Here is a 26,837-nt window from a genome sequence, read left to right as displayed (position 1 = left end):
GGCCGCAGTGATGCCATCGCGAGCAAGCCCGCTCCCACCCAAAAGCCAGGCCAGCATCTGCGGTGGAGAACCAATCCCCTGTTCCACAGTCAATCTGACCAGCGCGCCTGTGGTTCATGGCGCGCTGTTATATAGTCGACCCCTTCAATGCCCAGTCAAACGAGTACACCATGCTTAACAAAGGATTGTTCCTGGCCTGCACGCTGGCGCTGTTGAGCGCTTGTGATTCTTCCAGTGTCGACAAACCCGCAGCGCCCAAGGTTGCCGCGAGCCAGTCGGCCAAACCGGTGCAGGACGTCAAGGTCCTGGCCGAACGCTATGCCGGGCGCGAGTTGAGTGTGGTGGATGTGTCCGAAGTGCAACTGGACGGTGCCAGCACCTTGTCCGTCAGCTTTTCGGTACCACTCAATCCAGAGCAGAACTTCGCGGACACGCTGCATCTGGTGGATGCCAAAACCGGCAAGGTCGATGGCGCCTGGGAGCTGTCGGATAACCTCATGGAGCTGCGCCTGCGCCACCTTGAGCCACAGCGCAAACTGATCCTCACCGTTGACCCCGGTCTGCGCGCCGTCAACGACGCCAAACTGGCCGCCGAATACGTCAGCCGCCTTGAAACCCGCGACCTGCAGCCCATGGTCGGTTTCGCCAGTCGTGGCAACTTGCTGCCCACCCGTTTGGCCGAAGGCCTGCCGGTGATCGCGCTGAACGTCGACAAGGTGGATGTCGAGTTCTTCCGGGTTAAACCCGAATCACTGCCGGCATTTCTTAGCCAATGGGGTCGCAACAGCAGCCTGCAAAGCTACGAAGCCAAGGACCTGCTGAACATGGCCGATCTGGTGTACGGCGCTCGCTTTGACTTGAACCCGGCGCGTAATACCCGTGAAACCCTGATCCTGCCGACTTCCGGGATCAAGCCTTTGCAGCAACCGGGGGTGTATCTGGCGGTGATGACTGCGTCGGGCAGTTATAGCTATTCGACCCCGGCGACCTTGTTCACCCTCAGCGACATTGGCCTTTCCGTCCATCGCTACCAGAAGCGCCTGGATGTCTTCACCCAAGCGCTGGAAGGCGGCAGCGCCCTGGCCGGTGTCGAGCTGGAGTTGCTCGACGGCAAAGGCCAGATGCTTGGTCAGGGTAAAACCGCCAAGGACGGTCACGCGCAACTGGCTCTGCCACCCAAGGCCGAAGTGCTGGTGGCGCGTCAGGGTGATCAGACCAGCTTGCTGCGTTTGAATACGGCAGCGCTGGACTTGGCCGAGTTCGATATTGGTGGCCCGCAAGCGCACCCGTTGCAGTTCTTTGTGTTTGGCCCGCGGGATTTGTATCGTCCCGGTGAAACCGTACTGCTCAATGCCTTGCTGCGCGACCGTGACGGCAACCCGGTCAAGCCGCAGCCGGTCAGCGTTGAAGTGCGCCGTCCGGACGAACAGGTCAGCCGCAAGTTTGTCTGGTCGCCGGATGCCTCGGGTCTGTATCAGTACCCACTGCAACTGGCTAGCGAAGCACCGACCGGGCGCTGGCAACTGGTGTTCGATTTCGGCGATGGCAAGCCGCAGCTGTATGAGTTTTTGGTCGAGGATTTTTTGCCCGAGCGCATGGCGCTGGAGCTTAAAGGCAGCGACACGCCGCTGAGCCCTGAGCAAACGGCTGAAATTCAGGTGACGGGCCGTTACCTGTACGGCGCTCCGGCAGCGGGCAATCGCTTGAGCGGTCAGGTCTATGTGCGGCCATTGCGCGAGGCGGTCAGCGCCTTGCCGGGTTATCAGTTTGGTTCGGTAACAGAAACCGAACTGACTCAGGATCTGGAACTGGACGAAAGCGTCCTCAATGCCGAAGGCAAGGAAACCATCAGCCTTGAAAGTCAGTGGAGCGATGCCAAATCGCCGCTTCAATTGATTGTTCAAGCCAGCTTGCAAGAGTCTGGCGGGCGCCCGATTACTCGGCGTCTGGTGCAGCCGGTGTGGCCTGCGGAACGACTACCGGGGATTCGCGGTTTGTTTGAGGGCACTGAAACCGATGGCGATGGTCCGGTTGAATTTGAACTGTTGGTTGCCGACAGCCAGGGCAACAAGCTGGCCGCCGATAACCTCAAAGTGCGACTGGTGCGCGAGCGCCGCGACTACTACTGGAACTACTCGGACAACGATGGCTGGAGCTATCACTACAACGAGAAGTTTTTGAACCTTAACGAAGAAACCCTCAGCCTCAAGGCGGGCGACACCGCCAAGGTCAGTTTTCCGGTGGAGTGGGGCCCTTACCGGGTTGAAGTCGAAGACCCGAAAACCGGCTTGATCAGCAGCCTGCGTTTCTGGGCTGGTTATCGTGCCCAGGACAACGCCGAAGGTGGTGCCGTGCGCCCCGATCAGGTCAAGCTGGCGCTGGACAAGGCCGCCTATGCCGATGGCGACACGGCCAAAGTCACGGTCACACCACCTGCGGCAGGTAAGGGTTACTTGTTGGTTGAAGGCAGTGATGGCCCGCTGTGGTGGGAAGAAATCGAAGTGCCCGCCGAAGGTAAAGCCTTCGACATCAAGCTCGACCCGAGCTGGGCGCGTCACGACTTGTACATCAGCGCACTGGTCATTCGCCCCGGTGAGCGCAAGACCAATATCACCCCTAAGCGTGCTGTTGGTGTATTGCACCTGCCAATCGATCGCAGCCAGCGCAAGTTGGCGCTGAGCCTGGACGCGCCGCAAAAAATGCGTCCCAAGCAACCGCTGACGGTAAAAATTCAGGCTAAAAACGCCGATGGCAGCATCCCCAAGCAAGCCCATGTACTGCTGGCCGCAGTGGATGTGGGCGTACTCAATATCACTGAATACCCAACCCCTGATCCATTCGCCAGCCTGTTTGGGCGCAAGGCCTATGGCGCGGACCAACTGGATATCTACGGGCAACTGATCGAAGCCGGGCAGGGCCGTCTGGCCAGTCTGGCGTTCGGTGGTGATGCGGCGCTGGCCAAGGGCGGCAAGCGACCTGCCACCAGCGTGACCATCGTCGCGCTGCAAAGCGCACCGGTGACGTTGAACGAACAGGGCGAAGGCCAAATCAGTGTGGATATCCCCGACTTCAACGGCGAACTGCGGTTGATGGCCCAGGCCTGGACCGATGATCGCTACGGCATGGCCGAAGGTAAAACCGTGGTCGCCGCGCCGCTGGTGGCCGAGCTGGCCGCACCGCGCTTTTTAGCTGGTGGTGACGAGACCCGGCTGGCGTTGGACTTGTCCAACCTCACCGACAAACCGCAAACCCTGCAAGTGAAGCTCAACACTGAGGGCCAACTGAGCCTGCTGGGCGATGCGACGCAAAACGTGACGCTGAGCCCCGGCCAGCGCAGCACCTTGCAGGTGCCGGTCAAGGCCCTTGGCGGTTATGGCACGGGTCAGGTCAAGGTGACGGTCAACGGTCTTGATCTGCCGGGTGAAACCCTGGCACCGTTCACCCGAGAGTGGACCCTGGGTGTACGCCCGGCGTATCCAGCTTTGCTCAAGCATTACCGCGCTGTGCTCAACGATCAACCGTGGAGCCTGCCCGACGCCGAGCTGCAAGCCTTTGAACCGGCCGGGCGCGAAGCCTTGCTCAGCTTGTCGAGCCGTCCGCCGCTGAACCTTGGCGAGCAGATCCGGGCGCTCAAGGCCTACCCGTACGGCTGCTCCGAACAAACCACCAGCGGCCTGTACCCGGCGCTGTATGCCGATGCCGCGTTACTGCAACGGCTGGGCCTTGAAGGCGAGCCGGACGCGGAGCGCAAGCGCAAAATCGAATTAGGCATCGAGCGCCTGCTGGGGATGCAGCGTTACAACGGCAGTTTTGGCCTGTGGGGTGCAGACGGTCAGGAAGAATACTGGCTCAGCGCCTATGTCACCGACTTCCTGCTGCGCGCCCGCGATCAAGGCTACGCGGTGCCGCCCGAGGCGCTGAAAAAGGCCAGCCAGCGTTTGCTGCGCTATGTGCAGGAACGCAACCTGATCGAAGCCGACTACAGCGAAAACCTCGAACACACCCGCTTTGCCGTGCAGGCGTATGCGGCGATGGTTTTGGCCCGTAGCCAGCAAGCTCCGCTGGGGGCCCTGCGCAGCATCTTTGAACGGCGCAGCGATGCCCGTTCGGGCCTGCCATTGGTGCAGTTGTCGATTGCCCTGCAGAAGATGGGCGATCAGCCGCGAGCCGATCAGGCGCTGGTGGCAGGCCTGGCCGTGACTCGCAAGGCGGATCAATGGCTGGGTGATTACGGCAGCCCGCTGCGCGATCAGGCGTTGATTTTAGCCCTGCTGGAAGAAAACAACCTGATGAGCGGCCAGCGCGAGCAACGTTTGTTCGATCTGTCCGATCAACTGGCGGCGAGCCAATGGTTGTCGACCCAGGAGCGCAACTCGTTGTTCCTCGCCGGTCGCGATTTGCTGAGCAAACCTGAAGCCAGCTGGACAGCGCAGCTTACCAGTGGCAGCCAGACCCGCGAGCTGAACAACGCCCAATCGGGCATCAAGCTCGATGGGCCGTTGCTGGCCTCGCCCCTGACCTTGCGCAACCAGGGCAGCACGCCGATTTATCAACAGCTGACGATTTCGGGCTATCCACAGCAAGCCCCGGCGGCGGGTGGCGAGAACATGAGTATTCGCCGTGATTATCTAGGCATGAACGGTGAGCCGCTGGACCTCAAGGCGCTGAAAAGTGGTGATCTGGTACTGGTGCATCTGGCCGTTACGGCCAAGCAGCAGGTGCCGGATGCGCTGGTGGTCGACTTGCTGCCTGCGGGCCTGGAGCTGGAAAACCAGAACCTGGGCCAGAGCGCGGCCAGCCTTGAAAACGCCAGTACCCAGGTCAAGCAATGGCGTGAGTCGATGCAGAACGCCAGCGTAGAGCATCAGGAATATCGCGATGACCGTTACGTGGCGGCACTGAAACTGGATGGCTATGGCACCACGCACCTGCTGTACCTGGCCCGTGCCGTGACCCCAGGGACATACCGCGTACCGCCACCACAAGTGGAATCCATGTACCGTCCCAACTGGCAGGCCGTGGGCGAAACACCAGGGGATATGGTGATCAAGGGCCGGTAATCATGTTTGTGTAGCCGCTGCCGCAGGCTGCGATGGGTTGCGAAGCAACCCCAAAGAAGGTCCTGTGGCCCTTGGCGCTGCCTTCGGCAGCGGCTACAGAGATACTTCAAGCGTGGGAGCGAGCCTGCTCGCTCCCACTGGGGCTTGACCTGGAACAGAGTATCTACAGGGTTTGGGTGTTTAGCTGATGATCCAGCTAAGTACCCACAACCCCAGTAGTAACCAAATCACCCCGCCGATGATCGAGGCGCGCATAAAGGCGCGTACGGCGTTGTATAAAAACAGTAGGCCGATCACCAAAATGGCAATGCTGATAATCGAGGTTTCCATGCCCAGCGCACGGCCAAGACCGTCGACAAAGTTACTGCCGGCGTGGCTCAGGCCACTGAAAATGCCACCCAATCCTTCAACGATAAAGCGAATGATGGCCCCGAACATTTGCCCCAGGCTTTCGAAAAACCCTTCAACTTGCATGTGTGTATCCCGATGAGTAAGGCGGCCACTTTGCCAGATATCGACCGTGGGCGGCTACGCATCGTGAGCTGGATAGTCGCTTGCCTGTTGCTGGTGTGCACATTGCTGTGGCTGGCTGACCGAATTTGGCCGCTGCCCTTGCCCCAGGATGATCAGGCCCGCGTGGTGTTGGCCGAAGACGGTACGCCGTTATGGCGCTTTGCCGATGCCAACGGCGTGTGGCGCTACCCGGTGCAACCCAGTGAAGTGTCGCCGCTGTACCTGGATGCCTTGCTGACTTACGAGGATCGCTGGTTTTATCAGCACCCAGGGGTCAACCCTTTGGCGCTGGGGCGCGCGGCCTGGCAAAACCTCACCGGCGGGCGGGTGTTGTCGGGCGGCAGCACTCTGTCGATGCAGGTTGCGCGTTTGCTTGATCCCCACGAGCGCACGCTGCCCGGCAAACTGCGTCAGCTGTGGCGCACCGCGCAGCTGGAATGGCACCTGTCCAAGGATCAAATTCTCACCCTGTACCTCAATCGCGCACCGTTTGGCGGCACTCTGCAGGGCGTTGCGGCGGCCAGTTGGGCGTATCTGGGCAAGTCCCCGCTGCAGCTCACCCATTCTGAGGCCGCGTTGCTCGCTGTGTTGCCGCAAGCGCCGAGCCGTCTGCGCCCCGACCGTCACCCGGGGCGGGCGCAAGTGGCGCGGGACAAAGTGTTGCGCCGCCTGGCCGAGTACCGGGTATGGCCGCAGTCGGCCGTGAACGAGGCGCTGGAAGAACCGCTGCTGCTGGCGCCGCGTCTGGAACCGAGCCTGGCGCCGCTGCTGGCGCGGCGGCTTAATCGGCCCAACAGTCCAGCGTTGATTCGCACCACGATTGACGCCAACTTGCAGCGCCGACTCGAAGACCTGTTGTTGGGCTGGCGCGCCCGTTTACCCGAGCACACTTCGGCGGCCATCGTAGTGGTCGAAACCGAGAGCATGGCGGTACGCGCCTATCTGGGCTCGGTGGATATCAACGATACGCGTCGCTTTGGCCACGTCGATATGATCACAGCCATGCGCTCGCCGGGCTCTACGCTCAAGCCGTTCTTGTATGGAATGGCTATGGATGCCGGGCTGATCCACTCCGAATCGCTGCTGCAGGATGTACCCCGACGCTATGGCGACTACCGTCCGGGCAATTTTTCCATGGGCTTTAGCGGGCCGGTCTCGGCCAGTGCGGCGCTGGTCACTTCGTTGAATCTGCCCGCCGTGCAGTTGCTGGAAGCGTATGGCCCCAAGCGCTTTGCCGCCGATATGCGCAATGGAGGTGTGCCATTGAGTTTGCCGGCATTGGCCGAGCCCAATCTGGCGTTGATCCTCGGCGGTGCCGGCAGTCGTCTGGAGGATCTGGTCAGCGGCTACAGCGCCCTGGCGAGAGAAGGTCGCAGCGCCAATTTGCGTCTGCAACCGAGTGACCCGTTACACGAGCGACGCATGCTCTCGCCCGGTGCAGCGTGGATTATCCGGCGCATCCTCAGTGGTCAGGCGCGCCCCGATCGCGACCCGCACGCCGAATTGGTGCAGCGCCCCCTGCTGGCCTGGAAGACCGGCACCAGCTACGGCTTTCGCGATGCCCTGGCGATAGGGGTAGCGCCGCGCTACTTGATCGGCGTGTGGATTGGCCGCCCGGATGGCACGCCCGTGCCGGGGCAGTTTGGTCTGGCGTCGGCGGCGCCCTTGATGTTGCAAGTACACGATGTGCTGAGTAACCGCGACAGCCAGCGCGGTATTGTCGCGCCAGTTCAGGCCGTGCCGGCCAGCGTCGCAGTGGCTGCGATTTGCTGGCCGCTGGGCCAGCCCATGAACAAGGGCAATCCCGATTGCCGTCGCCAGCGTTTTGCCTGGACGCTGGATCACACCACGCCCCCGACCTTGCTTGCAGCGGATCAACCACTGGGTGTGGGCCTGCGTGAAACCATTTGGGTCAACCCGCAGGGCTTGCGCGTGGCAGCGCAATGCGCCGGTGCGCAGCTGCGTGAAGTGGTGTTATGGCCTGCACCGCTGGAACCCTGGCTACCCCGTGTCGAACGGCGTGAGGCGCGGTTGCCGCAGGCCTCCAGGGAATGCCCGCCCCCGGCCTTGAATGCGGCTGCGCCGCTGTCGATTGTTGGCGTACGCGACGGTGACCGCCTGCGTCGTCCGGCAGCCAGTCAGGAAGTGTTGCGCCTGGCGTTATCGGCCTTGGGCGGAGACGGTCGGCGCTGGTGGTTTATGAACGGTGCCCCGTTGGGTGTCAGCACTCGGCAAGAGGTGCTCAACACCACGCTGCAACAGACGGGCCGTTATGAACTCAGTGTGCTCGATGAAACCGGGCAGACGGCGCGTGTTGAATTCAGCCTGGTGGAATAAGTGGCAGTTTCCGGTTTTTTGCACCCTACGCGTCAGCGGGCAGGCCATTAATTATGCCTATATCTAAAGTGGGCTTGTCGCGCTCGGTTACTTGTTGGGTGAGCAATAACATTGATAAATAAAGTTGTTTTGTCGTCGAGTAGATCCAAAGTATTAGTCCATAAGGTGGATGCGCTCGTCTGTATATAAGGGGTTAATACCAAGTTGTGAATTGTTTGATTTTGCTCGTGGCGTTGTCATGTCTGTAACCGATGAAATTATCCCTGACGCAGAACAGGGAAGTTTCGAACTCAGGCATAACAGGTGCAGGGCATTGATCATGAACACTCAACTTTGGTTGAAAACCAGTACGGCTTTGCTGTTGGTAATGACCGTCAGCCTGTCAGGTTGCAGCAGCGGCGGTGGCGGTTCCAAGAGCTATGTGGCTAGCAATAGCGGCTCTGGCGGTGGTGGCACCGGTGGTGGCGGAACTGGCGGTGGTGGCACTGGTGGTGGCGGAACGGGTGGCGGCGGTACAGGCGGTGGAGGTACTGGTGGTGGCGGCACGGGCGGTGGCGGAACCGGTGGTGGTACAGGCGCCACGCCTCTGGTGACAGGTCAGGTCGTAGGGCAAGTCGGTACAGCCGTAGGTGGCGTGGGCAGTACGGTCAGCGGTCTGGGTAGCACGTTGAACGGCGTCCCGGTCGTCGGCACCCTGGGTGGCGGTCTGGTGGTGAACACTGGCAATGCGGTGACCTCCGTGACGGATGGTCTTACCCACGGTCTGGGCACACTGGGCACCGACAAGGACTCGCTTGGCCTTACCGTGGCGGGTGCCACCCATGCGGTCAGTGATGTAGGCAAAGGCGTCTCGTCAGTTGGTACTGGCTTGAGCACTGTGCTCGATAACACCCCGATCAGTCAGATCCCGCTGGTGGGCGGCGTCGTCGGCAAGGTGACCGACACCACAGGCGGACTGGTAAATAAAGTGGGCACTACCGTGACCATGCTCGGCAATACACTGACCACCAACGTGACCAGTGGCCAATTGGGGCAGGTCACCGGTGGTGTGAATGACAAAGTCCTAGTGCCGGTCATTTCACTGGTGGAAAACGTCACGGGCAAAGTGGGCACGACCACAGGTCTCGGGGCTCCCGTGGACGGTTTGTTGAACAAGGTCGGCGGCGTTGTCGGTGGGCTCGGCACCAAAGTGGCAACAACCGGCGACAACAATCCGGTGACCTCCCTGGTTGGCGGCGTGCTGATCGGTGTGGGCGGTGTGGCTGACAAGGCGGGTGGTTACGTGAACCCGGCGTCCGGCAATGGCACAGGTACGGCTACTGGTCTGGGTGGTCTTGGCGGATTGTTGGGTCTTGGAGCAGTCGCCGGTACAGGTTCAGGTAGTGGTACTGGTGCTGGCCAAGGCGGCTTGCTAGGTCTGGGCGGTGGTGGCTTGCTGGGTATCAAACTGGATTCAAGCAACAACAATTCAGTGGGTGCGACGGTAGGTGCGGGTGGTGGTGCAACAGGTGGTTTAGGTGGTCTGGGTGGTGCTCTTGGGGGAGTGCTTGGCGGGTTGGGCAACTTGGGCAAGAAAAACTGACGCTATTGCACCTGGCCGGTTCGACGGCCGTATCTACAGCGCCTACGCTTGGTTGGGACGGGAGATTCGGATGAGTCTCTCGTCTTTTTTCATGTACAGGTTGTAGGACTGATGCTGGGGCAACTTCACGAAACACTCAAAAAAGATGAAGTCCCTTCGTCATGCCGCTGTAGTTGAACATGGAGAGTCTTATGCGTAATTGCATTCCTTTTTTATTCTTGGCACTGGCCCCGCATGCAGGTGCCGACATCCTTCCGCGTTTCCTCAACAGCAACGACAGCATGCAAAGCTTGCCCACGCCCAACTTGCCGGTAGACGCTTATCGCCCGTCAGCGCCTGCGCTGGAGTTGCCCAAGGCGGGTGCCGCCGAGGCTCAGCCATTGTTGATGGGTACCCGGCTGACCATCCGCAAGTTGCAGATTGAAGGCGGTACGGTCTACCCGCTGCCGGAATTGGCCGCGGTGTTCAAGCCGTTGTTGGGCCATGAAATCACCTTGGCGCAATTGATTGAGGTGACGCGCGGCATTACCCAGCGCTACCAGACTGACGGCTATTTGCTCTCGTATGCGTTTTTGCCACAGCAGGATTTCGATCAGGGGCTGGTACGTGTGGTACTGGTAGAAGGCTATATCCGTGATTACCAGGTTGACGGTGATGTTGGACGGGTCAAAGGCTTTATTGATGAGCTGGTAGACAAGCTCAAGGGCGAGCGCCCGCTGACCCGTAAAACCTTTGATCGCTATAGCACGCTGATGAGCCGGATTCCCGGCGTGACCTTGCAGGCGCAAGTACCTCCGCCTGGCACCACCGACGGTGCATCGACATTGCATATTGGTGCCAGCCGTAAACCGTTCACTACCAGCATGAGCTTTGTCGAAGGCAGTCGCGATAGTACTCAGGCACTGTTCGGGGCCAGCAGCAACTCGCAAACGGCCATGGCTGAACAGCTGACCCTGAGCGGTTTGTTTCCCCCGGGCAAAGACAAGGAGCACTACTACCGCCTCGATTACAGCCAGTACTTGAACGCCGAAGGCACACAGCTAAGCGTGTATGGCGCCAGTTATCGCAGTGATCCGAGCACCAGTATCGCTACCAGCGATGGTTTTGAGCTCAAGCCCCATCGTGAGAATGACCGTTTCTCGATAGGCGTCAGCCATCCGCTGATAGCCGCGCCTGATCAATGGCTGAGCGTCGCCGCCCGGTTGTATGGGGTGAACGACACTACTGACTACAACGTGGTCGGTTATGGGCAGACCATCAGCGAAAAAACCAACGTACGCGCACTGGCGTATGAAGGCGATTGGCGCAAGTCCGATGCCAGGCAGTTACGCATCTTGAGTGCCGGTGTGTACCAAGGGATCGATGGTTTGGGGGCCAAAAGCGAGAGTAATCTGACCGGCAGCCACTACGATCTGGACTTCTTCCGGTTGCGTTTGTCGGGGGTGCAAAGTGACGGCTTTCTGGATAACTGGCAGGGCGTAATGTCAGGTGCCTTGTACTGGACCGACGACAGTTTGCCTGACAGCGAGCGCGCGGTATTTGGCGGGCAGAACTTCGGCCGTGGCTATCCGGACGATCAGGCTTCGGGGGACAAGGGTTGGGGGGTGGCCTATGAACTGAACTACAGCTTTAACCGTGACGGGGAATGGGTGAAGTTGCTGCAACCTTATGCGGTACTGGACAGGGCCAAGACCTGGTACAACGAACTGCCATTAAAAGGTTCAGACATGTCTTCGGCGTCCGTGGGGATGCGTTTTGGTGACAGGCGTTATTACAACATTGCTCTGGAAGTTGCCAAACCGATGTCTGATATTGCGCTGGACAGCTTTAACCGTAGCCCGCGTTATACGTTGAGCTTTAGTTACCAGTTGTAGGGGTATATATGTAGCTTGGCGGAACCGTTTAACCCCACGGAAGTTGTTGGTAATTGTGGTCTTTCAAGAGTTGGAGGATTACGGTTTTCGGCAACTTTTGTGGGGTTTTTGTACGGCGAAAATATAATTAAGGTCAGGGTTGGTGCAACGGGGGAGGCGAGGGGAAGAGGGTGTTTAGAGTATCTAGCAGACGCACGTGGTAGATGGGTTTGCGGAACAGATCCAGTACGTGCAGGCGCAACAGATCGCTGACATCGCCCATGTCGGCGTGCCCGGAAATAACGATGACCGGTAAATGCTGGCGCGATGCATGTTCCTGCAGGCGCTTGATCAGCGCTATGCCGCTTTCTTCCGGCATGCGCAGGTCAGTGATGACCAGTGCAATATCCGAATGCCGGGCCAACTGCTGAAGGGCGAGTCTGACTGACGTTGCCGTAAAGCAACCAAAGCCCTCGCCCTCCAACAGCTCAGCCAACTCCAGCAGTGCGTCCTCTTCGTCATCCACCAGAAGGAGCTGTTGGCGCGGCGAAGAGGTGCTCATAGTAATGACTCGTCGTAACTGATTAGGCGGGCATTGCGAGGCCAACTTTAATCTCATCAAATATATCTGTTACTGCTTTTTGTACGTCGACTGAGAATCCAGCAATAACTACTGCAACCATCGCCGCAATAATAGCGTATTCAATACCCGAAGCACCTTCTGTTCGCTTAATAAATGACTTGATCTGGCCAGCCACGAATGCCTGGGCAGGAATATACACTCTCAGAACAGTATTTAACATCATCTGACTTCTCCTTAGTGCACCGAGGTGGGCACTGCAATGGTGCGGCTTGATTGCGATCTGCCATCACAGCATTGGCAATAAAGTATTTTAAAGCAACTGTAACAATGGACTAATCATAAAGTATTAATTCTAATTAGCCGTCGAAAAGTGTGTGTTAAATCAAATTATTAAAATTAATTAAAGATTTTTAGTTCCGATAATGGCATTTTGATTTCTCTGCGCTATTTTCAAGTAACGAAGTGGGTTGCATCGGCGTTATTTGTTCATAGCTGCCTGATTGCGAATTGGTTTTTTAGTCTGCAGTACGCCGTAAGAAAGGGAGTTTGTGCATGAACAATCGACGCAGTTTAATACTCGCCGCGATTTTGTTTGTTGGGGCTATTGCTGCCGGTTATTGGGGCCTGGTATTGAGTCGGCAACAGCCGATAGCTGCACTTCCGGTCACTCAGGTAATCGAGCAGGGAGTGGTGGCGGCTGAAGACACGACCCGCAAGCCAGTGGTGGTTTTAGCCCATGACGTGCCTCCGCATGTGGCCTTGACGGCCGCCGATGTGACCCTGGAGAAATTGACCACTGTGCCTGCCGGCAGCCTCACCGCGATTGATCAGGCGGTGGGCCGTACCCCTTGGCGTAGCCTGAGTGCAGGTACTTGGCTCAATGAGCAGAGCTTTGATATGGGCGGCCCGTTGGCGCGGATGATTCGCCCCAATGAACGCGCACTGGCGGTAGCGATTGACGAAGTGACCGGCGCGGGCGGGCAGCTAACGCCGGGTGACTACGTCGATATCCTGCTGTTTCTGCGGCAGGACACCGCCAACCCGCAGCAATCGGCTCAGGTGGTATTGCCTGCGGTTCGTGTGCTGAGCGTGGGGGATGATTTGGGTCTGACCAACGATGGTCAACTGGCCTCCCAGCCGAAGAGTGCCGAGGAAGCGCTCAAGCAGGAACAGCGTCGTGCCAGCGCGCGCACCGCAGTACTGGCGGTTCCTGAGCCACTGCTCAATCAACTGATGCTTGCCACACAGGCCGGCACTCTGCGTCTGGCGGTGCGCAGCGCTCAGGAGCAGCGTTTGAGCAAGTATTGGGCGGGCGAACAGGAGGCTTCCAATAACCTCGATAACGCCAAGCGCAGCCTTTATCAGTTCAATCAGTTAGCCATGTCCGGCCCGGTAAAAGGCCCTGTCACTGGCAACCCCGGCGGCGCCCCTCGTGTGCGCGGTATCGAAATTATTCGCGGCAACCAAACGGCTAAGTAGCCTGCCCGATAAAAATCCTGATCTTCAAGGAAGCCCAGCATGAGCCATCGTTGCGTTCCGTTGTACAAGCGTGCTGTCTGGACTCTGATCTTGAGCAGCCTGCCTTTCGAAATGGCCTTGGCCGTTCCAAATAATTGCGCGGCACTCAGCCAGTTTCCAGCGGTACTGGAAGTGGCCCAGGGTGGCCAGCAGGCACTGGATTCGCCAGTCAGCATTTCCCGTATTGCGGTGGGTGACCCGACCATCGCCGATGTTCACGCCAATGGCAGTAATGCCTTTTTGCTCACCGGCATGGCGCCAGGTACTACCAGCCTGATGGTTTGGACCGCCTGCTCGAAAACCCCTCGCCAGAGCATGATATTCGTCAAGGGCAAGGCCACCGGGGGCTTTACCAGTGCCTCACTGTCACCGTCAGAAGACTCCACGCTGCCGGTACAGGTACAAACCGATATTCGCTTTGTCGAAGTCAGCCGCACCAAGTTGCAGGAAGCCAGTACCTCGATCTTTGGTATGGGCAGCAACTTTTTGTTCGGCTCTCCGGGTTCATTCCTCAGTACGGCTGAGGGGGTGATCACGGGCGGTCCTGTTGCCAACAGCAAGTATTTCAACATCGGTTTTGGCGGTGGCAAGGTCAAGGCCATGATCAACGCTCTGGAAGGCAGCGGTTTTGCCTACACCCTGGCGCGACCAAGCCTGGTGGCAATGAGCGGGCAGAGTGCGACCTTTCTCGCCGGTGGTGAAGTGCCGATTCCTGTGCCCAGCAGCGGCAGCGATAACGTCTCGATCGAGTACAAGGAGTTTGGTATCCGTCTGACGCTGACCCCAACCGTGGTCGGGCGTGATCGCGTCATGCTTAAAGTGGCGCCAGAGGTTAGTGAACTGGACTACACAAATGCGGTGAATATCGCCGGGACGCTAGTACCGGGCCTTACGGTTCGTCGTACGGACACCAGCATCTCCCTGGCCGACGGCGAGAGCTTTGTGATCAGTGGTTTGATCAGTTCGCGCAATACCTCACAGGTGAATAAATTCCCAGGGCTGGGAGATATCCCGATTCTTGGCGCGTTTTTCCGCGACTCCAACATCAGTCGCGAAGAGAAAGAGCTGCTGATGATCGTGACGCCGCACCTGGTTCAACCGTTGGCGGCCAATGCGCAGCTGCCGTCCTTGCCCGGTGAAAATCTACGCAATTACGACCCTAACTGGTATCGCTTGTATTTCCTCGACAACGGCAATGCCAATCGCCGTAGTGGGTTATCACAATGAGCCAAAACCTGAGCCAGACGTTTCTCGCGCTAACGCGCAACAACACCGATCTTGAATGGTTGCAAGGTGCGCTGGCGCCGCTGGGGCAAGTGGTAGGTGCAGGCAGCAGTAGCCTGGACGAACTGCTGGCATTGGTGGATGTGACCTTTGCCGGGTTGATTTTTGTCGGCCTGGACCGCGACAAGGTGGTGGCCCAGTGCGCGCTGATTGAAGGCGCACTGGAAGCCAAACCGATGCTGGCCATAGTTGCCCTGGGCGACGGCATGGACAACCAGTTGGTGCTGAACGCCATGCGTGCGGGCGCCAGGGATTTTGTGGCCTACGGTTCGCGTTCCAGTGAGGTGGCGGGGCTGGTTCGGCGCTTGAGCAAGCGCTTGCCTGCAGTCGCGCCGAATGCTGAGCTGGGTGGCCTGAGTGTGCTGTTCAGTGCGCAATGCAATGCCGACGGCGCGTTGCTCGCCAGCCACCTGGGGCTGGTGGTGCAAAAGCATGATCAAAAAACCCTGTTCCTGGACCTGGGCGTGCCCCGTGGTGATGGCCTGGCATTGATGGGGCTTGAGAGTTCGTTCTTTTTTGGCGATGCCTTGCGCCATCTGCGACGCCTGGACAGCACCTTGATTGACAGCGCCTTTACCAAGGCCGCGGGCGGTCTGCGGATTTTGGCCCACAGTGACAACGACGAGCCTCTGGAACTTACCAGCGCTGCCGAGTTGTATATGTTGCTTAGCGCTTTGCGTCAGCACTTTCAGCACATTGTGGTGAACCTCACGGGGCAGCCCGACAGTGAGGCATTACGCACGTTCGTCAGTCATTGCGACACCCTGCTCTGGTACACCGACCAAAGTGTGCTCGACTGCCGTCGTAACCTGGACGTGCTCAGCCTTTGGCGCGCCAAGGGCATGAAGCTGGAGCACGCGGGGTTGTTGGTCGATCGTTATCTGCGCGGTGTGGCACCTGATGTCAACGCGCTGGCCAAGAGTTTTGGCTTCCCGGTTCTGGCAACGCTGCCGTTGAGCCCGGAACTGCGGATCAATGCCAAGAATCAGGCCGCCACCTTGTTTGATCTGGGCCCGCGAGAAGCCCTGAGTCTGGGCCTGAAAAAACTCGGTGAGCGGCTATCCAGGCGTTCGCAGTTGCCCGGGCAGGTATCGTCCGGGCCTGCCATGTGGTTGAACCGCCTGTGGGGCTCAAAATGACCAATGAACAGTTGTTCGGCTCTGGCCTGTACAAAGACGGTCATGCGGATCACGACGGGCTGAAACTGGTACTGCATCGCTACATCATTGATGCCATTGAGGAGACCGGGAAAAACCTGCTGGAAGATTCGCGTCTGGTTCTGGCGCAGTTTGTCACCGAGCGGGTTGCGGAGTATGTGTCGCGCCTGCACCTGGCTATTTCCCGTTATGAGATGGAGCGGCTGGCCGAAGAAATCGTCGATGAATTGACCGGTTTCGGCCCGCTTGAAGTACTGCTGCGAGACCCTGCCGTTACCGAAATTCTGGTCAACGGCCCGTATCGGGTGTTCGTTGAACGCGAGGGTTTGCTGAGTCAAAGCGACCTGCGTTTTATCGACGATCATCACGTCGAACGGGTCATGCAGCGCATCCTGGCACCGCTGGGTCGGCGCCTGGACGAATCCTCGCCGATGGTCGATGCGCGCATGCCCGATGGCAGCCGGGTGAACGCGATCATTCCGCCGATTGCGCTGGATGGTCCTTGCCTGTCGATTCGAAAGTTTCGCAAGGACATGCTTAAAAGCAGCGACCTGGTGGCGATGCAAACCATCGACCAGTCGATCTTCGAGTTTTTCCAGGAGTCGGTGGGCAAGCGCTGCAATATCTTGATCAGCGGCGGTACTGGCACCGGTAAAACCACACTGCTGAATATTTTGAGCCAGCTGATCAACCCTCACGAACGGCTGGTCACCATCGAAGACGTGGCTGAATTGCAGCTGGGTCACCCTCACGTAGTACGCCTTGAAACGCGTCCGCCAAATGCCGAAGGGCATGGCGAAGTCAAAGCCAGCGACTTGATTCGTAACGCCCTGCGGATGCGTCCGGACCGCATCATCCTCGGTGAGATCCGGGGTGTGGAAGTGCTTGATGTGTTGACGGCGATGAACACCGGTCACGATGGTTCGATGAGCACCGTGCACGCCAACACCGCGCAGGATGCGTTGTTGCGTCTGGAAACTCTGGTCGGCCTGACGGGCCGCACAGTGGCGGAAAAAACCTTGCGCCAGATGATCTGCGCCGCACTCGACGTGATCATCCAGCTCACGCGTATGCCGGATGGCCGGCGTTGTGTCAGTGAGGTGCTGGAGGTGGTGGGGGTGCGTGACGATGTGTATGTGACCAACACCCTGTTCCGGCTGGATAAGCGCACTGGTTTTGGCTTTATGCGTGAAGCCGTGAACCCGGCAGGCGACAAGTTGCGTCGTGATCCCATTTTGAATGCTCACGGCTGAGGTGCACCCATGATCCCGGCCTTACTGCTTTTTACCATCAGCTTTTTGATGTTCGCGTTTTCGCTGAGCTTGGTGTACCGCGCCCTGCGTGACCCGACTACCAGCCGGGTGCTGGACCGTCTGGGTGTCGACCAGCCGCAACTGGCGGAAAAGATCCAAGGCGTGGCTTGGCTGGATCGGGCTTTTTTACAGGCCGGTCTGGGCCGCCCTTCCGAACGCCTGGGTTTATGGTTGGGGCTCTGGGCCGCTGCGGTAGTGGTGGGTGGTTTGCTCGGTGGCTGGGTGTTTTTACTCGCGCTGCTGGTGTTGCCGCCGTTGTTGGTGTGGCTATTTGTCAGATGGCGATATCACCGCCGGGTGGGGCGCATGGTGGGGCAGCTGCCACAGTTGCTCGATCACTGTGTCCGTAGCCTGAAAGCGGGGCGCACCTTGGTCGATGCGGTACTGCATGCCATAGATTCATCCCGTGATCCGCTCAAAAGCAGTATCAGCCGGGTGTCGCGAAATGTGCAGTTGGGGGCGAGTTTACCCGAGGCGGTGCAGGACTTTGCCGAACTGTATGAGCGCGATGAATTTCGCATGTTTGCCCTTGGCCTGAAGGTTAACCATCGCTACGGCGGTAACGCCAGTGAGTTGCTGGACAACCTGATCGTGCTGATTCGAGAGCGTGAACAAGGGGCTCGCAAGCTGAAGGCCATGACGGGTGAAACCCGCGTGACGGCGCTGGTACTGGGCCTGTTGCCGCTGTTGGTGTGCGGCTTTTTTCTGGGTACCAACCCGACTTACATGGTCAAGATGTGGCAAGACATTAGTGGTCAGCACTTGCTGCTATCGGCCTTGGCCATGCAGGTATTTGGCAGTCTAGCGCTGTGGCGCATGGTGCGGAGCGTATGACATGGCCTATTTGATTTGCGCAGTTTTACTGTTGGGCGCTATGGCGCTGTTGCTAAACAACGTGATCCAGGATCGCCTGCGTCAGCAGCGGGTGATGCAGCGCCTGGAAGGTGACAAGACCGGGCCGGGCAAACTCAGCCTGTGGATGCGGGCGGTGGGCAACAGCAAGTTTGGTCAGCGCTCGGTTTCGCTGGATAACGAGACCCAGATCCTGCTCAACCGCGTGGGTTGGCGCACGGCCAGTCAGCGTTCGTTGTTTGCCGCCTTTCAGGTATGTACGCCGGTGGCCTTTGCCGGGCTGGTGTTTCTGGGGCATGAGTTGTTCTTTCCCAAGGCAGGCAACCTGTTGGCGGTACTGCTGTTGGCTTTGGCATTGGGGTATTTGATCCCCAAGCGGCTGTTGGCCTACGCGGCGAAACAACGGCAGCAGGAAGTGGCGGTGGAGGTTTCAACCTTTATCCCGTTACTGCGCATTCTGTTTGAGTCGGGCATGGCGGTTGAACAGGCGTTACGCGTGCTGAGCCAGGAGGCCAGGCAACTGCTGCCGGTGCTGACTGGCGAGTTGCGGGTAGTGCTGGCCCGAGTGGACTCGGGGCTGGAGTTGAGTCAGGAGCTGAGCAAGACCGCGAGCTTGCTGGAAGTAGATGAGTTCAATGACACCTGCGTGATCCTGCTGCAGTTGATTCAACAGGGTGGCGGCGCGATGAAATCGCTGCAGGCGCTCAAGGAGTTGCTCGACGACCGGCGCATGACACGTATGGAGGAATACATCTCCAAGATGTCCGCCAAGATGTCGGTAGTGATGATGGTGTTTCTGTTCCCCGCGCTAATGATCGTATTGGCCGGGCCGAGTTTTGTCGCGATCTCACGAGCCTTTGCCTCTTGATCAGGAGTATGAGCATGAAACTTGTCATCGTCGTGTGTGGGCTGCTGATGCTGGGTGGCTGTGCGACAGGGGGGCAGAGCAATCCGCCGTGGCTGGCCATGAGCGGTAGCTGCGCCAAATTGAGTAGCGAGCAGGAACTGTCGCTGAACCTGGCGGATGACATGGCCAAGGAGGGCAAGCTGCACGCCAGCCTGGCCAATCTGCAAAACCTGCCGGAGCGTTCCGCGCAGGTACAACTACGCAAGGCGCGGATCTATCGCCAGTTGGGCCGAAGTGAAGCTGAACCCTTGTACCGGGGGCTGTTGGGGGGGTGTCTGGCCGCTGAAGGGGAGCATGGGCTGGGCCAGTTGGCAGCGGGGCGCGGCGATAACGCTTTGGCAACCACCTACCTTGAGCGTGCGTCGCGACTTGCGCCGACCGATGCCAAGATTCGCAATGACATGGGGGTGGTGTACCTCAATCAACGCCGGGTTGATGAGGCCCGGTTTGAGTTTTTGACTGCTCTGGAGCTCAAGCAGGACGACTCGCTGGCGGCGCTGAATCTGGTGACCTTGCTGATTTACCAGGATCAGTGGAAACAGGCTGCCGAACTGGTGACCCGTGCCGGATTGACACCCGAACAGGTGAGTGATGCTCAGTCCCGGGCACAGGAATTGAAGACCCAAGCCAAGACAGCCAGCAACCAGGTGGCTGCAATCAAATAATCTGTTGGAGGTTTGCCATGACTTTTTCTATTCGTGTGGGGGTGCTGTTGGCCCTGCTGCCGCTAGGCGCGCTGGCCATCGAGCCTGGCCCTGCGGCCAAAAACCAGCAGCAAACCGAAAACTGGTTGCAGCTTCAGATCAGTGGTCAGGCCCAATCGCCGATACGCCAGGTTGCCACCCCGGCAGAGCGAGAGCTAAGCCTGCAACGCTGGCTGGACAGCTACAAGCATCCAATTCCCGAGTATTACAAACAGGATGAAGGGGGTACAGCCAAGCAGAATTGAGTGTGCACTTTGTGGGGGGGGGCGGCTGTTTTAGTGATTTAGTCCGGCTCCCACAGTTGTTGTGCAACAACACATTCTGTGGGAGCTGGCTTGCGAGCTATTCAGGCCGCTAGTCAGCGATTAATACGCAGTCTGTCGGTGGTGATTGGAAGGGGCATTAGGGGACAGGGCAAGAGCCAGTTGGGTGCGATTGTTCATGTGGGTCAGGCGCAGTACTTGAGACACGTAGAGCTTGACCGTGTTTTCGGTAATGCCCAGATCGCAGGCGATCTGGTAGTTGGTCTGGCCTTTGCTGACCAGCTTGGCGACGTCCAGTTGGCGCGGCGATAGTTGTTTGAAAATCGTCGGGATCTGTTGCCAGGTGCCCTCATTTGAGTCTTGTGGACTTGAGGGTTGATAGTCGGATTGCGGAGGGCGTCTAGCAGACTCCATGTCTTGATACAGGTCGTCAATCGACTCTGCCAGGTTCTGCAGTTTTTGGTTCAGGTGGCCCAGCTGATCGCTCTTGTGGCGTTCGCGCAAGCTGGCTTCCTGACGCTGGAGGCCCTCAAGCAGCTCATTCAGATCGACCGGCTTTTGATAGTAGTCGGCAATGCCGATACGCAAGGCTTTGATCACATCCTGTTTGTCTGCTCGACCGGTCAGCAAAATGCTTTCAAACGCGCGGTGTTTGCCGGCGAGTTTTTGCAAGTGCTGGGTCAGTTCGATGCCATTCATTTCTGGCATGTGCAGGTCGCACAGCACCAGACCTATCAGTGGGTCGGCAACGAAGGCACTGATGGCTTCACTGCTTGAGTTGCAAGGCACGCAACGGTAACCGCTGCTTTCCAGAAACTCGCACAGCTCTTCGACAATCAACGGCTGATCGTCTACCACGAGTATTTTTATTAGAGTTTGGGACTTGTTCACACGCTTCTCCTTCCTGGTAAACCAATCAGGGACTTCTTTGTCCACTCATTTGAGGCGACTGATTTAAACGTAGACCTACTTTACGACTATGTACAAGGCGTTAACCCCGCAAATCAATTAGTTAAGAAGCACCATTGTCAGGGTAAATCCCCCTAACAGGAAGGGCGCAAAGGGATGCTTTTTTGACGCAAGGCCTTTCATGTCAAATGAATGGATCTTAACTCGTTGATTCACTAAAGGCAGGGCTTTTGACGCGAGCAACCACAACACACCGGCACACAGACCGGCACCGATAATGGTGCCCAGAACTGTCGGACGATCGGTTGCCAGCGCGAGTGCAATGAGTAGTTTTACATCACCGGCACCCAGCTTGTTCAGTGCATAACCGGGCAGTGTCAGCAGCAGGACAATCAGCAACGCCCAGCCTCCTTCGGCTGCGCTTGCCCCGAGCCAGGTATGGCCTGTCCAGAGTAAATACAGCAACGCCAGAGCCGCCGCCCCAAAGGTCAGGATATTGGCAATCTGGCGTTGGATAAGGTCTTGAACGGAGCAAGCAGCGAGCCACAGAAATACAACACATAACGGAATCACGTAAATGGCCTCCCTTTTTTACCAGTGATTCTATGATGATATTAGTTTTGATTGTCAGGGTAGATGCAGTCATGAAAACAAGACTTCCCAAAAAGCAGAAAGGCGCCGCTGCGATCGAGTTCGCCCTGGTGTTTGTGATTTTTTTTACGGTGCTTTATGGCGTGCTCAGCTACAGCTTGCCGCTGTTACTGATGCAGTCATTCAACAATGCGACCGCCGAAGCGGTGCGTCGCAGCATGGCGGTTGATCCGGCGGCAGCGAACTATGGGAGTGTGGTGGAGACGTTGGCCAAAAGCGTTCTGAGCGAGAAGCTGACCTGGGTGCCTGCCGCGTTGAAAGACAGTCTGGCCCCGGCCGCTTCTTACAACGACGCCACCAAGATACTGACAGCCAGCGTTAGTCTGCCGGCCGAGGCCCTGAACTCCATCATGCCTGTGCTCAAACTGGGGAGCATCACCGTGCCTGACCTGCCAGCCAAGCTGATGGCCCAATCGAGTGTCAAACTTGTCAACCCGTGAAGGGCTGTTCGGGCGGTTGTTGGGGCGGACCAACGAGCGCTTGCCTGAATCCAGCGGGCCGCAATCACGTACCGATACGGGCATCCAGTTGCTGCTCGATCAGCAGGGCTACGTCATTGAGATTCGTGGCCTGCAGCGTTACGGCCTGGCGCGGGCTACCGGCGACGGCGCACCGCGTTTGTTGCTCAGCTATCTGGTGCCGGGCAGTACGCAGGCACTTGAAGGCGTACCGGCAGACTGGGTGGGGCACAGCCTCGACCTGGACTTTCAATGCGCCGGGCTGCGGGTGGTGCATACCCGGGGCTGGATTCAGCCTCAGGCCGAGGGCTGGCTTTTACAGTTGCTGGATATCAGCGACTTACGACTCGGCAGCCAGCAGGCCCGCAGCCGTGAGCGCTGTACACAATTGATTCTCGGTTTGAGCGCACAATTGCGCCAGTGCAGTGTGGTGCGCTTGCCTGAAGTGATGCACGAGGCGCTACGCAGCGTGGCCCAGCATGGGCGTGTGCCCTGCATGGCATTGGCTCTGCGTGATGATGCGCAGTCTGCTTGGCACATGCACAGCACTTATCACGCCTTTGATGCACCGCAACTGTGGATGCCAGAGCAAAGCCTGGGCAGCCTGCTCGACCCGCTCAGTGGGGCCTCGCCCATGCGTGTTGAGCGCGACGGCAACCCGAGGCTCAACGACCTGTTTGGTAATGCCGACGGCGTGCTGGTGCCCTACAGCGATCAGCAAGGCCTGTGTGCCTGGCTGATGCTGGGTTTTTACCCGGCCTCCTTGCATGGCCCGCAGATGAGCGAAAGTGACTGGCTGCAGGTGTGTGCCACGTTGGCTGCGCCGCTGCTGGATCGCTTGCGTGAGCAGCAGCACCTGCAACAGCGCGAGCGCATGGACGCCCTGCAAGGACTATTGGGCACGGGCTGGTGGGAGTGGTCGACAACCAGCGAGCTGTTGCAACTGGCTCCGCAGTTGGCCGCAAGCCTAGCGTCTACAGCCGAACAGCAGGTGTTGACCCGCGAGGAATGGTTGGCGCTGTTTCATCCTGCTGATCGGGATGAACTCAGTGGTCGCTTTAATGAACTGCTGGAACATGGCAAGGATCTGCTGTTGTTCGCGCGGGTGCATCAAACGCAAAGCGCGCAACCCACCCAGTGGTATCGGATTCAGGGCCAGGTGCTGGGGAGCGGCACGAGACGGCGCATCGTGGGTTTTATGCTGGATGTCAGCGACATCAAAAACCAGCAGCAGCAAGTCGCTGCCGCCCATGCTCGGCTGGACAACCTGATTGCCAGTTCGCCTGCGGTGATTTACGTCCAGCGTTATGTCGAAGGCGCGCTGTTGCCTGCATTTTTCAGCGATAGCCTCAAGCCCCTGCTGGGCTGGACGTTACAGGAATGCACGGGTGCCACGTTGATCGAGTGGGTCCACCCCGATGATCGCGAGCACTATTTTGAGCGTACGCGCCAGTTGCTGCGCGAAGGCAGCACCCGTAGTCGGTATCGGCTGCGCGATCGGCGCGGCGATTATCACTGGCTGCTGGACGAGGCCAAGCTCTTGCGCGACGACCTGGGCTTGCCCGTTGAAGTAGTCGGCTTGTGGCTGGATATCACCGAGGCTACCGAAGCCGCCGAGCGGGTCAAAAACAGTGAAGAACGCTATCGGATTCTGGTCGAAGATTCGCCGGCCATGATCTGCCGTTACCTGCCTGACCTGACCCTGACCTTCGGCAATCAGCCGCTGGCCAGCTACCTGGAATGCACGACCGAGCAACTGCCGGGGATCAACCTGAGCAGTTGGCTATCGTGCGAACAGCGCGAGGCTTTTGTGCAGCGTATTGGTGGTTTGACTCCAGAGTCTCCCGTCAGCTCGGCTGAAATCAGCCTGCAACTGCCGGGTCGCGAATACGCCTGGTGGGTATGGTCGGACCGGGGCATCTTTGACGCCCAAGGCAACTTGCTGGAAGTGCAAGCCGTGGGCCGCGACAACACCGAGGTGCGCCGCTCGCAACAGCAACTGACCCACAGCGCAAAAATGGCCACCCTTGGCGAAATGGCCACAGGCCTGGCGCACGAAATCAACCAGCCGTTGAACGTGATCCGCATGGCCGTAGTTAACGTGCTCAAGCGGCTGAGCAGCGGTGATATACCCCTCGTTTACCTGCACGAAAAACTTACCCGTATCGATGGGCAGATCCAGCGTGCAGCACGTGTGGTAGACCACTTGCGCGTGTTTGGCCGCCGTTCCGAAATCGAACAGCAAGTGTTCAACCCGACACAGGCGATGGAAGGCTCCGTGGCCTTGCTCGGCGAAGGCTTGCGCGGCAAAGGCGTGGAACTGCGCAGCGAAGGCCAGGTGTGTGCCGTGCTGGTGCGTGGCCATATTGATCAGCTTGAGCAGGTGTTGATCAACCTGATGGTCAATGCCCGTGATGCGCTGATGAGCAAGCGCGAAACTGACCGCGACTTTGAGCCCTGGATTGTCCTTAGCGTCGAGTCCGATGCCCGGAGCGTGCGCCTGCAGGTAGATGACAACGCTGGCGGTATCGACCCGCGCCTGCTGGAGCGGATCTTTGAACCGTTCTTCACCACCAAGCCCATCGGGTTGGGCACAGGCCTGGGGTTGTCTGTGAGCTACGGCATTATCGACAACATGGGCGGGCGTCTAAGCGTCAGCAACACCGGGCACGGAGCCCGGTTCTGCGTGGAATTGCCGGTGGTCGAAGCGAGCTGACCTGTAGATACTCTGTTCCAGATCAAGCCCCAGTGGGAGCGAGCCTGCTCGCGAATGATTTTCGCGAGCAGGCTCGCTCCCACGCTTGAAGTACCTCGTCAGCGGCTACAGGCGCGTTGTTGGTTAAAGCACCAGTTGGGCGCGGCCGCCTTGGCCGCAGGAGAGATTGGCGCCGATTTCGGCGTTACCCAGGTTGATGCCTAAAGCTTGCAGCAAGGTATTTATGATGGGATCAAGCAAGGGGGCAAGCAGGAGCTTGAATGTTGAGGCCAGAGTACTGGTGATCGAATGAAGTGTGCCAGCGACGGTACTAAGAGCGTCGTTAGTAATGTTGGCAGTTTTGGGTATGTAAGAAACCAGTAATTGATTGTCCAGTGTGTTGCCTATGCTCTCTATTAGTTTTGTAGAGTTCAAGCTTTTATAAACGGGTGGCAAACCAACATTTTTCAAGTTTAAAGCGTCAGGAGAGTCGGGGGAGTTGTACGTTATAGGCTGTGAGTTGGCCCCGACTTGAGTCTGGAGTTTTAGTCCGAGCCCTCCGCCTGCACCGATTTGGGTAGGTGAACAGATGAAAGCGGCTATGCACTTTGTAATGTCAATGCTGATAAGTTTTACAGGCTCTATTGCGAGATAGGTTTTGTTGTTTATTTCAACCTTTGGAGGGAATGTTGCGTTTAATGGCGGGCTGCCGATGCTTAAATTGACTAATGCAGTCGAGGCCTGAATCGTCAGGCTTTTTGACGTATTGCTTGAACAGCTATAGTCAGTGACGTAGCTGTTAGCACCGGCAGCGTCTAGATAAATATCAAGCGAAGAGAAAAGACTCAATGAGGTTCTGTCTCCTACAAGCAGGTTGCCTACGGCTCCAATCAAGTCCAAGTTTAATAATTTGTTTACTACGTTTGTAAGTGGCGACAGTATTGAGGTTAGCGTTGATGTAAGGTCAGAAACCAGTTTGAGTATGGCTAGATCTACGTGTACGTGCGTTTGGACTTGCGCTGTTCTTACCATTATTTGGTCGGCGTCTACCATAGGACGCTTTATTGCCAGTGCAGGATTCCCAATAGCAGATATTTGCGGGGGTTCTATAACTTTAACTGAAATTGCTATGTTGCCGACAAGAGGGACGTTGGTATTGACGGTCACCGCGGCCGCGTTTTTCCCATTTGACAGTTGAGCAACGCCTTGTAGCAGGTCGAATATGCTCATTTCTGTGTTTAGGCCCGCGCTTGGGGTCCCTGTTTCGATGTTAAGTAAATCACTCAGTTTCAAGAGTTGTGTGCTACTGGGTAGTAGACTGAGCTTAGTAAGGTTTTTAATCACTAAGTCCGCACCTGGGCCATTTTTTTTCAGTACGCTGACCGAAAGCGCATCCAGGAGTTGAGAAAGATGTAGGTTAGTGTTTAGTAGTTCGTCGGTACTTCCGATGTTCGTGTTTAAATCAAGTAGTGTGTTCAGATAACTGAGCAAGCTGATTTTGGTGTCTACTAGCCCATTCCAAGACACCGCGTCGAGTGTCAAAGTGCCGCCGAGCATCCCGCCAATAAGCGGGTTAAGAAGTGTTGATTGGTCGGAGCTGATTTTTACCAGTGAGCTGCGAATAGTCAACTGAGCCAATGGTGACCCACCATTGCTTCCCACTGCACTCGCCGTCAAGTTTGTAGCAGGGTCAAACCCGTCTTTTGAAAAAATGCTCCACAAGCCCCCCGCCACACTGGTGGGTACGGTCGTAGTGGCAATAACACGGATGGCGTCGGACTTGGTCTGGTCCGGCGTGAAGACGCGCAACTGGGTGGCGCCATCGGTCTTCAGGGTGCCGCAGGTGGGGGTTATCGTTTGCCCGCTGCCGGGCGTGAAACCATTGCGGGTTGCGCTCTCCTTGGCGTAGGTCACGGCGGTAGCGCTGCTGCCACATGTTCCCCCCCGACTCACCACTTCCAACGCAGCCATATCCGCCACCCGTTGCAACTTGCGTTGCTCCAGGTACAAACGCCCGCTGTCGATTACCAACAGCATAAACAGCAGCACCATGCCAAGGGTGACGGCGGCCATCAAGCCGATTGCGCCACGCTGTTGCTGTGGACCAGTGAAACCCATACCGCGTAGTTGGGGAGACATCGAGCACTCCTGATGCTGGTATATGAACCAGCGCTAACTCTCCAAAGTTTCAGCGAGTG

Annotated in this window: 20 protein-coding genes; 14 read left to right on the top strand and 6 right to left on the bottom strand. The window is 58.0% G+C overall.

Annotation, left to right across the window (positions count from 1 at the left end; translation table 11 throughout):
* Positions 1–170: 170 nt before the first annotated feature.
* On the top strand, positions 171–5,060 hold the full coding sequence (locus U5A05_RS21655) for an alpha-2-macroglobulin family protein (protein WP_321834742.1): 4,890 nt from the start codon (positions 171–173) through the stop codon (positions 5,058–5,060).
* Between the two features lie 180 nt (positions 5,061–5,240).
* Here the strand turns inward: U5A05_RS21655 and U5A05_RS21650 are convergent, their stop codons facing one another.
* The gene (locus tag U5A05_RS21650) at positions 5,241–5,534 is read right to left on the bottom strand and encodes a hypothetical protein (RefSeq protein WP_261739889.1); all 294 of its coding nucleotides are present in this window, start codon (positions 5,532–5,534) and stop codon (positions 5,241–5,243) included.
* Positions 5,535–5,546: 12 nt separating this feature from the next.
* Here U5A05_RS21650 and pbpC point away from each other — a divergent pair, with 12 nt between their 5' ends.
* From pbpC to U5A05_RS21635, 3 genes are all read left to right on the top strand, one after another.
* On the top strand, positions 5,547–7,910 hold the full coding sequence (pbpC, locus tag U5A05_RS21645) for a peptidoglycan glycosyltransferase PbpC (RefSeq protein WP_321834739.1): 2,364 nt from the start codon (positions 5,547–5,549) through the stop codon (positions 7,908–7,910).
* A gap of 319 nt (positions 7,911–8,229) precedes the next feature.
* Positions 8,230–9,492, top strand: a complete 1,263-nt coding sequence (locus tag U5A05_RS21640; protein WP_321834737.1) for a collagen-like triple helix repeat-containing protein — start codon at positions 8,230–8,232, stop codon at positions 9,490–9,492.
* A gap of 191 nt (positions 9,493–9,683) precedes the next feature.
* Positions 9,684–11,366, top strand: coding sequence for a ShlB/FhaC/HecB family hemolysin secretion/activation protein (locus U5A05_RS21635; protein ID WP_261739886.1), 1,683 nt, complete (start codon positions 9,684–9,686; stop codon positions 11,364–11,366).
* A gap of 133 nt (positions 11,367–11,499) precedes the next feature.
* Here the strand turns inward: U5A05_RS21635 and U5A05_RS21630 are convergent, their stop codons facing one another.
* Together U5A05_RS21630 and U5A05_RS21625 are read right to left on the bottom strand one after the other, a co-directional pair.
* Positions 11,500–11,907 (bottom strand): response regulator, encoded by a 408-nt coding sequence (locus U5A05_RS21630; RefSeq protein WP_261739885.1) that lies wholly within the window; start codon positions 11,905–11,907, stop codon positions 11,500–11,502.
* A gap of 22 nt (positions 11,908–11,929) precedes the next feature.
* Positions 11,930–12,151 carry a Flp family type IVb pilin gene (locus U5A05_RS21625; RefSeq protein WP_321834734.1) on the bottom strand — a complete coding sequence of 74 codons (222 nt, stop codon included), beginning with the start codon at positions 12,149–12,151 and terminating at the stop codon, positions 11,930–11,932.
* Between the two features lie 329 nt (positions 12,152–12,480).
* Between U5A05_RS21625 and cpaB the strand changes: the two genes are divergently transcribed.
* The 8 genes from cpaB to U5A05_RS21585 are packed head-to-tail and all read left to right on the top strand — an operon-like array spanning position 12,481 to position 19,908.
* Positions 12,481–13,407: a Flp pilus assembly protein CpaB gene (gene cpaB, locus U5A05_RS21620; protein WP_261739883.1), complete on the top strand. Its 927-nt coding sequence runs from the start codon at positions 12,481–12,483 to the stop codon at positions 13,405–13,407.
* A gap of 39 nt (positions 13,408–13,446) precedes the next feature.
* Positions 13,447–14,673 carry a type II and III secretion system protein family protein gene (locus U5A05_RS21615; protein WP_321834731.1) on the top strand — a complete coding sequence of 409 codons (1,227 nt, stop codon included), beginning with the start codon at positions 13,447–13,449 and terminating at the stop codon, positions 14,671–14,673.
* Positions 14,670–15,869, top strand: coding sequence for a CpaE/TadZ family protein (locus U5A05_RS21610; RefSeq protein ID WP_321834729.1), 1,200 nt, complete (start codon positions 14,670–14,672; stop codon positions 15,867–15,869). The genes U5A05_RS21615 and U5A05_RS21610 overlap by 4 nt, the downstream gene beginning before the upstream one ends.
* Positions 15,866–17,140 (top strand): TadA family conjugal transfer-associated ATPase, encoded by a 1,275-nt coding sequence (locus U5A05_RS21605; protein ID WP_261739880.1) that lies wholly within the window; start codon positions 15,866–15,868, stop codon positions 17,138–17,140. The genes U5A05_RS21610 and U5A05_RS21605 overlap by 4 nt, the downstream gene beginning before the upstream one ends.
* Positions 17,141–17,149: 9 nt before the next feature.
* On the top strand, positions 17,150–18,034 hold the full coding sequence (locus U5A05_RS21600; protein ID WP_321834727.1) for a type II secretion system F family protein: 885 nt from the start codon (positions 17,150–17,152) through the stop codon (positions 18,032–18,034).
* A gap of 1 nt (position 18,035) precedes the next feature.
* On the top strand, positions 18,036–18,920 hold the full coding sequence (locus U5A05_RS21595) for a type II secretion system F family protein (protein ID WP_261739878.1): 885 nt from the start codon (positions 18,036–18,038) through the stop codon (positions 18,918–18,920).
* A 14-nt stretch (positions 18,921–18,934) separates the two neighbouring features.
* Positions 18,935–19,624 (top strand): tetratricopeptide repeat protein, encoded by a 690-nt coding sequence (locus tag U5A05_RS21590; RefSeq protein WP_261739877.1) that lies wholly within the window; start codon positions 18,935–18,937, stop codon positions 19,622–19,624.
* A gap of 17 nt (positions 19,625–19,641) precedes the next feature.
* Positions 19,642–19,908, top strand: coding sequence for a DUF3613 domain-containing protein (locus tag U5A05_RS21585; protein ID WP_261739876.1), 267 nt, complete (start codon positions 19,642–19,644; stop codon positions 19,906–19,908).
* A gap of 120 nt (positions 19,909–20,028) precedes the next feature.
* Here the strand turns inward: U5A05_RS21585 and U5A05_RS21580 are convergent, their stop codons facing one another.
* Positions 20,029–20,817, bottom strand: coding sequence for a response regulator transcription factor (locus tag U5A05_RS21580; protein WP_321834725.1), 789 nt, complete (start codon positions 20,815–20,817; stop codon positions 20,029–20,031).
* Positions 20,818–20,934: 117 nt separating this feature from the next.
* Positions 20,935–21,408: a prepilin peptidase gene (locus tag U5A05_RS21575; protein WP_261739874.1), complete on the bottom strand. Its 474-nt coding sequence runs from the start codon at positions 21,406–21,408 to the stop codon at positions 20,935–20,937.
* A 71-nt stretch (positions 21,409–21,479) separates the two neighbouring features.
* On the opposite strand from U5A05_RS21575, the gene U5A05_RS21570 reads away from it, so the two are divergent.
* Positions 21,480–21,926: a TadE/TadG family type IV pilus assembly protein gene (locus U5A05_RS21570; protein WP_261739873.1), complete on the top strand. Its 447-nt coding sequence runs from the start codon at positions 21,480–21,482 to the stop codon at positions 21,924–21,926.
* Positions 21,913–24,660, top strand: coding sequence for a PAS domain-containing sensor histidine kinase (locus U5A05_RS21565; RefSeq protein ID WP_321836548.1), 2,748 nt, complete (start codon positions 21,913–21,915; stop codon positions 24,658–24,660). Before U5A05_RS21570 ends, U5A05_RS21565 begins: the two co-directional genes overlap by 14 nt.
* A 123-nt stretch (positions 24,661–24,783) precedes the next feature.
* Here U5A05_RS21565 and U5A05_RS21560 read toward each other — a convergent pair whose 3' ends face one another.
* Positions 24,784–26,778 carry a pilus assembly protein TadG-related protein gene (locus tag U5A05_RS21560; protein ID WP_321834720.1) on the bottom strand — a complete coding sequence of 665 codons (1,995 nt, stop codon included), beginning with the start codon at positions 26,776–26,778 and terminating at the stop codon, positions 24,784–24,786.
* Positions 26,779–26,837 lie beyond the last annotated feature (59 nt).

It is taken from the genome of Pseudomonas kulmbachensis, from assembly GCF_963681935.1.
GTDB classification, from domain to species: domain Bacteria; phylum Pseudomonadota; class Gammaproteobacteria; order Pseudomonadales; family Pseudomonadaceae; genus Aquipseudomonas; species Aquipseudomonas kulmbachensis.
Note: the sequence above shows the minus strand (reverse complement) of the source record. Positions and strands in the feature narration are given on the sequence as shown.

Bases quoted from the DNA above. Each gene is read 5' to 3' on its own strand.
- U5A05_RS21635 (WP_261739886.1), top strand. From the start codon at position 9,684: ATGCGTAATTGCATTCCTTTTTTATTCTTGGCACTGGCCCCGCATGCA.
- U5A05_RS21625 (WP_321834734.1), bottom strand. From the start codon at position 12,151: ATGATGTTAAATACTGTTCTGAGAGTGTATATTCCTGCCCAGGCATTC.
- U5A05_RS21650 (WP_261739889.1), bottom strand. From the start codon at position 5,534: ATGCAAGTTGAAGGGTTTTTCGAAAGCCTGGGGCAAATGTTCGGGGCC.
- U5A05_RS21595 (WP_261739878.1), top strand. From the start codon at position 18,036: ATGGCCTATTTGATTTGCGCAGTTTTACTGTTGGGCGCTATGGCGCTG.
- U5A05_RS21640 (WP_321834737.1), top strand. From the start codon at position 8,230: ATGAACACTCAACTTTGGTTGAAAACCAGTACGGCTTTGCTGTTGGTA.
- U5A05_RS21590 (WP_261739877.1), top strand. From the start codon at position 18,935: ATGAAACTTGTCATCGTCGTGTGTGGGCTGCTGATGCTGGGTGGCTGT.
- U5A05_RS21630 (WP_261739885.1), bottom strand. From the start codon at position 11,907: ATGAGCACCTCTTCGCCGCGCCAACAGCTCCTTCTGGTGGATGACGAA.
- U5A05_RS21570 (WP_261739873.1), top strand. From the start codon at position 21,480: ATGAAAACAAGACTTCCCAAAAAGCAGAAAGGCGCCGCTGCGATCGAG.
- cpaB (WP_261739883.1), top strand. From the start codon at position 12,481: ATGAACAATCGACGCAGTTTAATACTCGCCGCGATTTTGTTTGTTGGG.
- U5A05_RS21560 (WP_321834720.1), bottom strand. From the start codon at position 26,778: ATGTCTCCCCAACTACGCGGTATGGGTTTCACTGGTCCACAGCAACAG.
- U5A05_RS21655 (WP_321834742.1), top strand. From the start codon at position 171: ATGCTTAACAAAGGATTGTTCCTGGCCTGCACGCTGGCGCTGTTGAGC.
- U5A05_RS21585 (WP_261739876.1), top strand. From the start codon at position 19,642: ATGACTTTTTCTATTCGTGTGGGGGTGCTGTTGGCCCTGCTGCCGCTA.
- U5A05_RS21610 (WP_321834729.1), top strand. From the start codon at position 14,670: ATGAGCCAAAACCTGAGCCAGACGTTTCTCGCGCTAACGCGCAACAAC.
- pbpC (WP_321834739.1), top strand. From the start codon at position 5,547: ATGAGTAAGGCGGCCACTTTGCCAGATATCGACCGTGGGCGGCTACGC.
- U5A05_RS21605 (WP_261739880.1), top strand. From the start codon at position 15,866: ATGACCAATGAACAGTTGTTCGGCTCTGGCCTGTACAAAGACGGTCAT.
- U5A05_RS21600 (WP_321834727.1), top strand. From the start codon at position 17,150: ATGATCCCGGCCTTACTGCTTTTTACCATCAGCTTTTTGATGTTCGCG.
- U5A05_RS21615 (WP_321834731.1), top strand. From the start codon at position 13,447: ATGAGCCATCGTTGCGTTCCGTTGTACAAGCGTGCTGTCTGGACTCTG.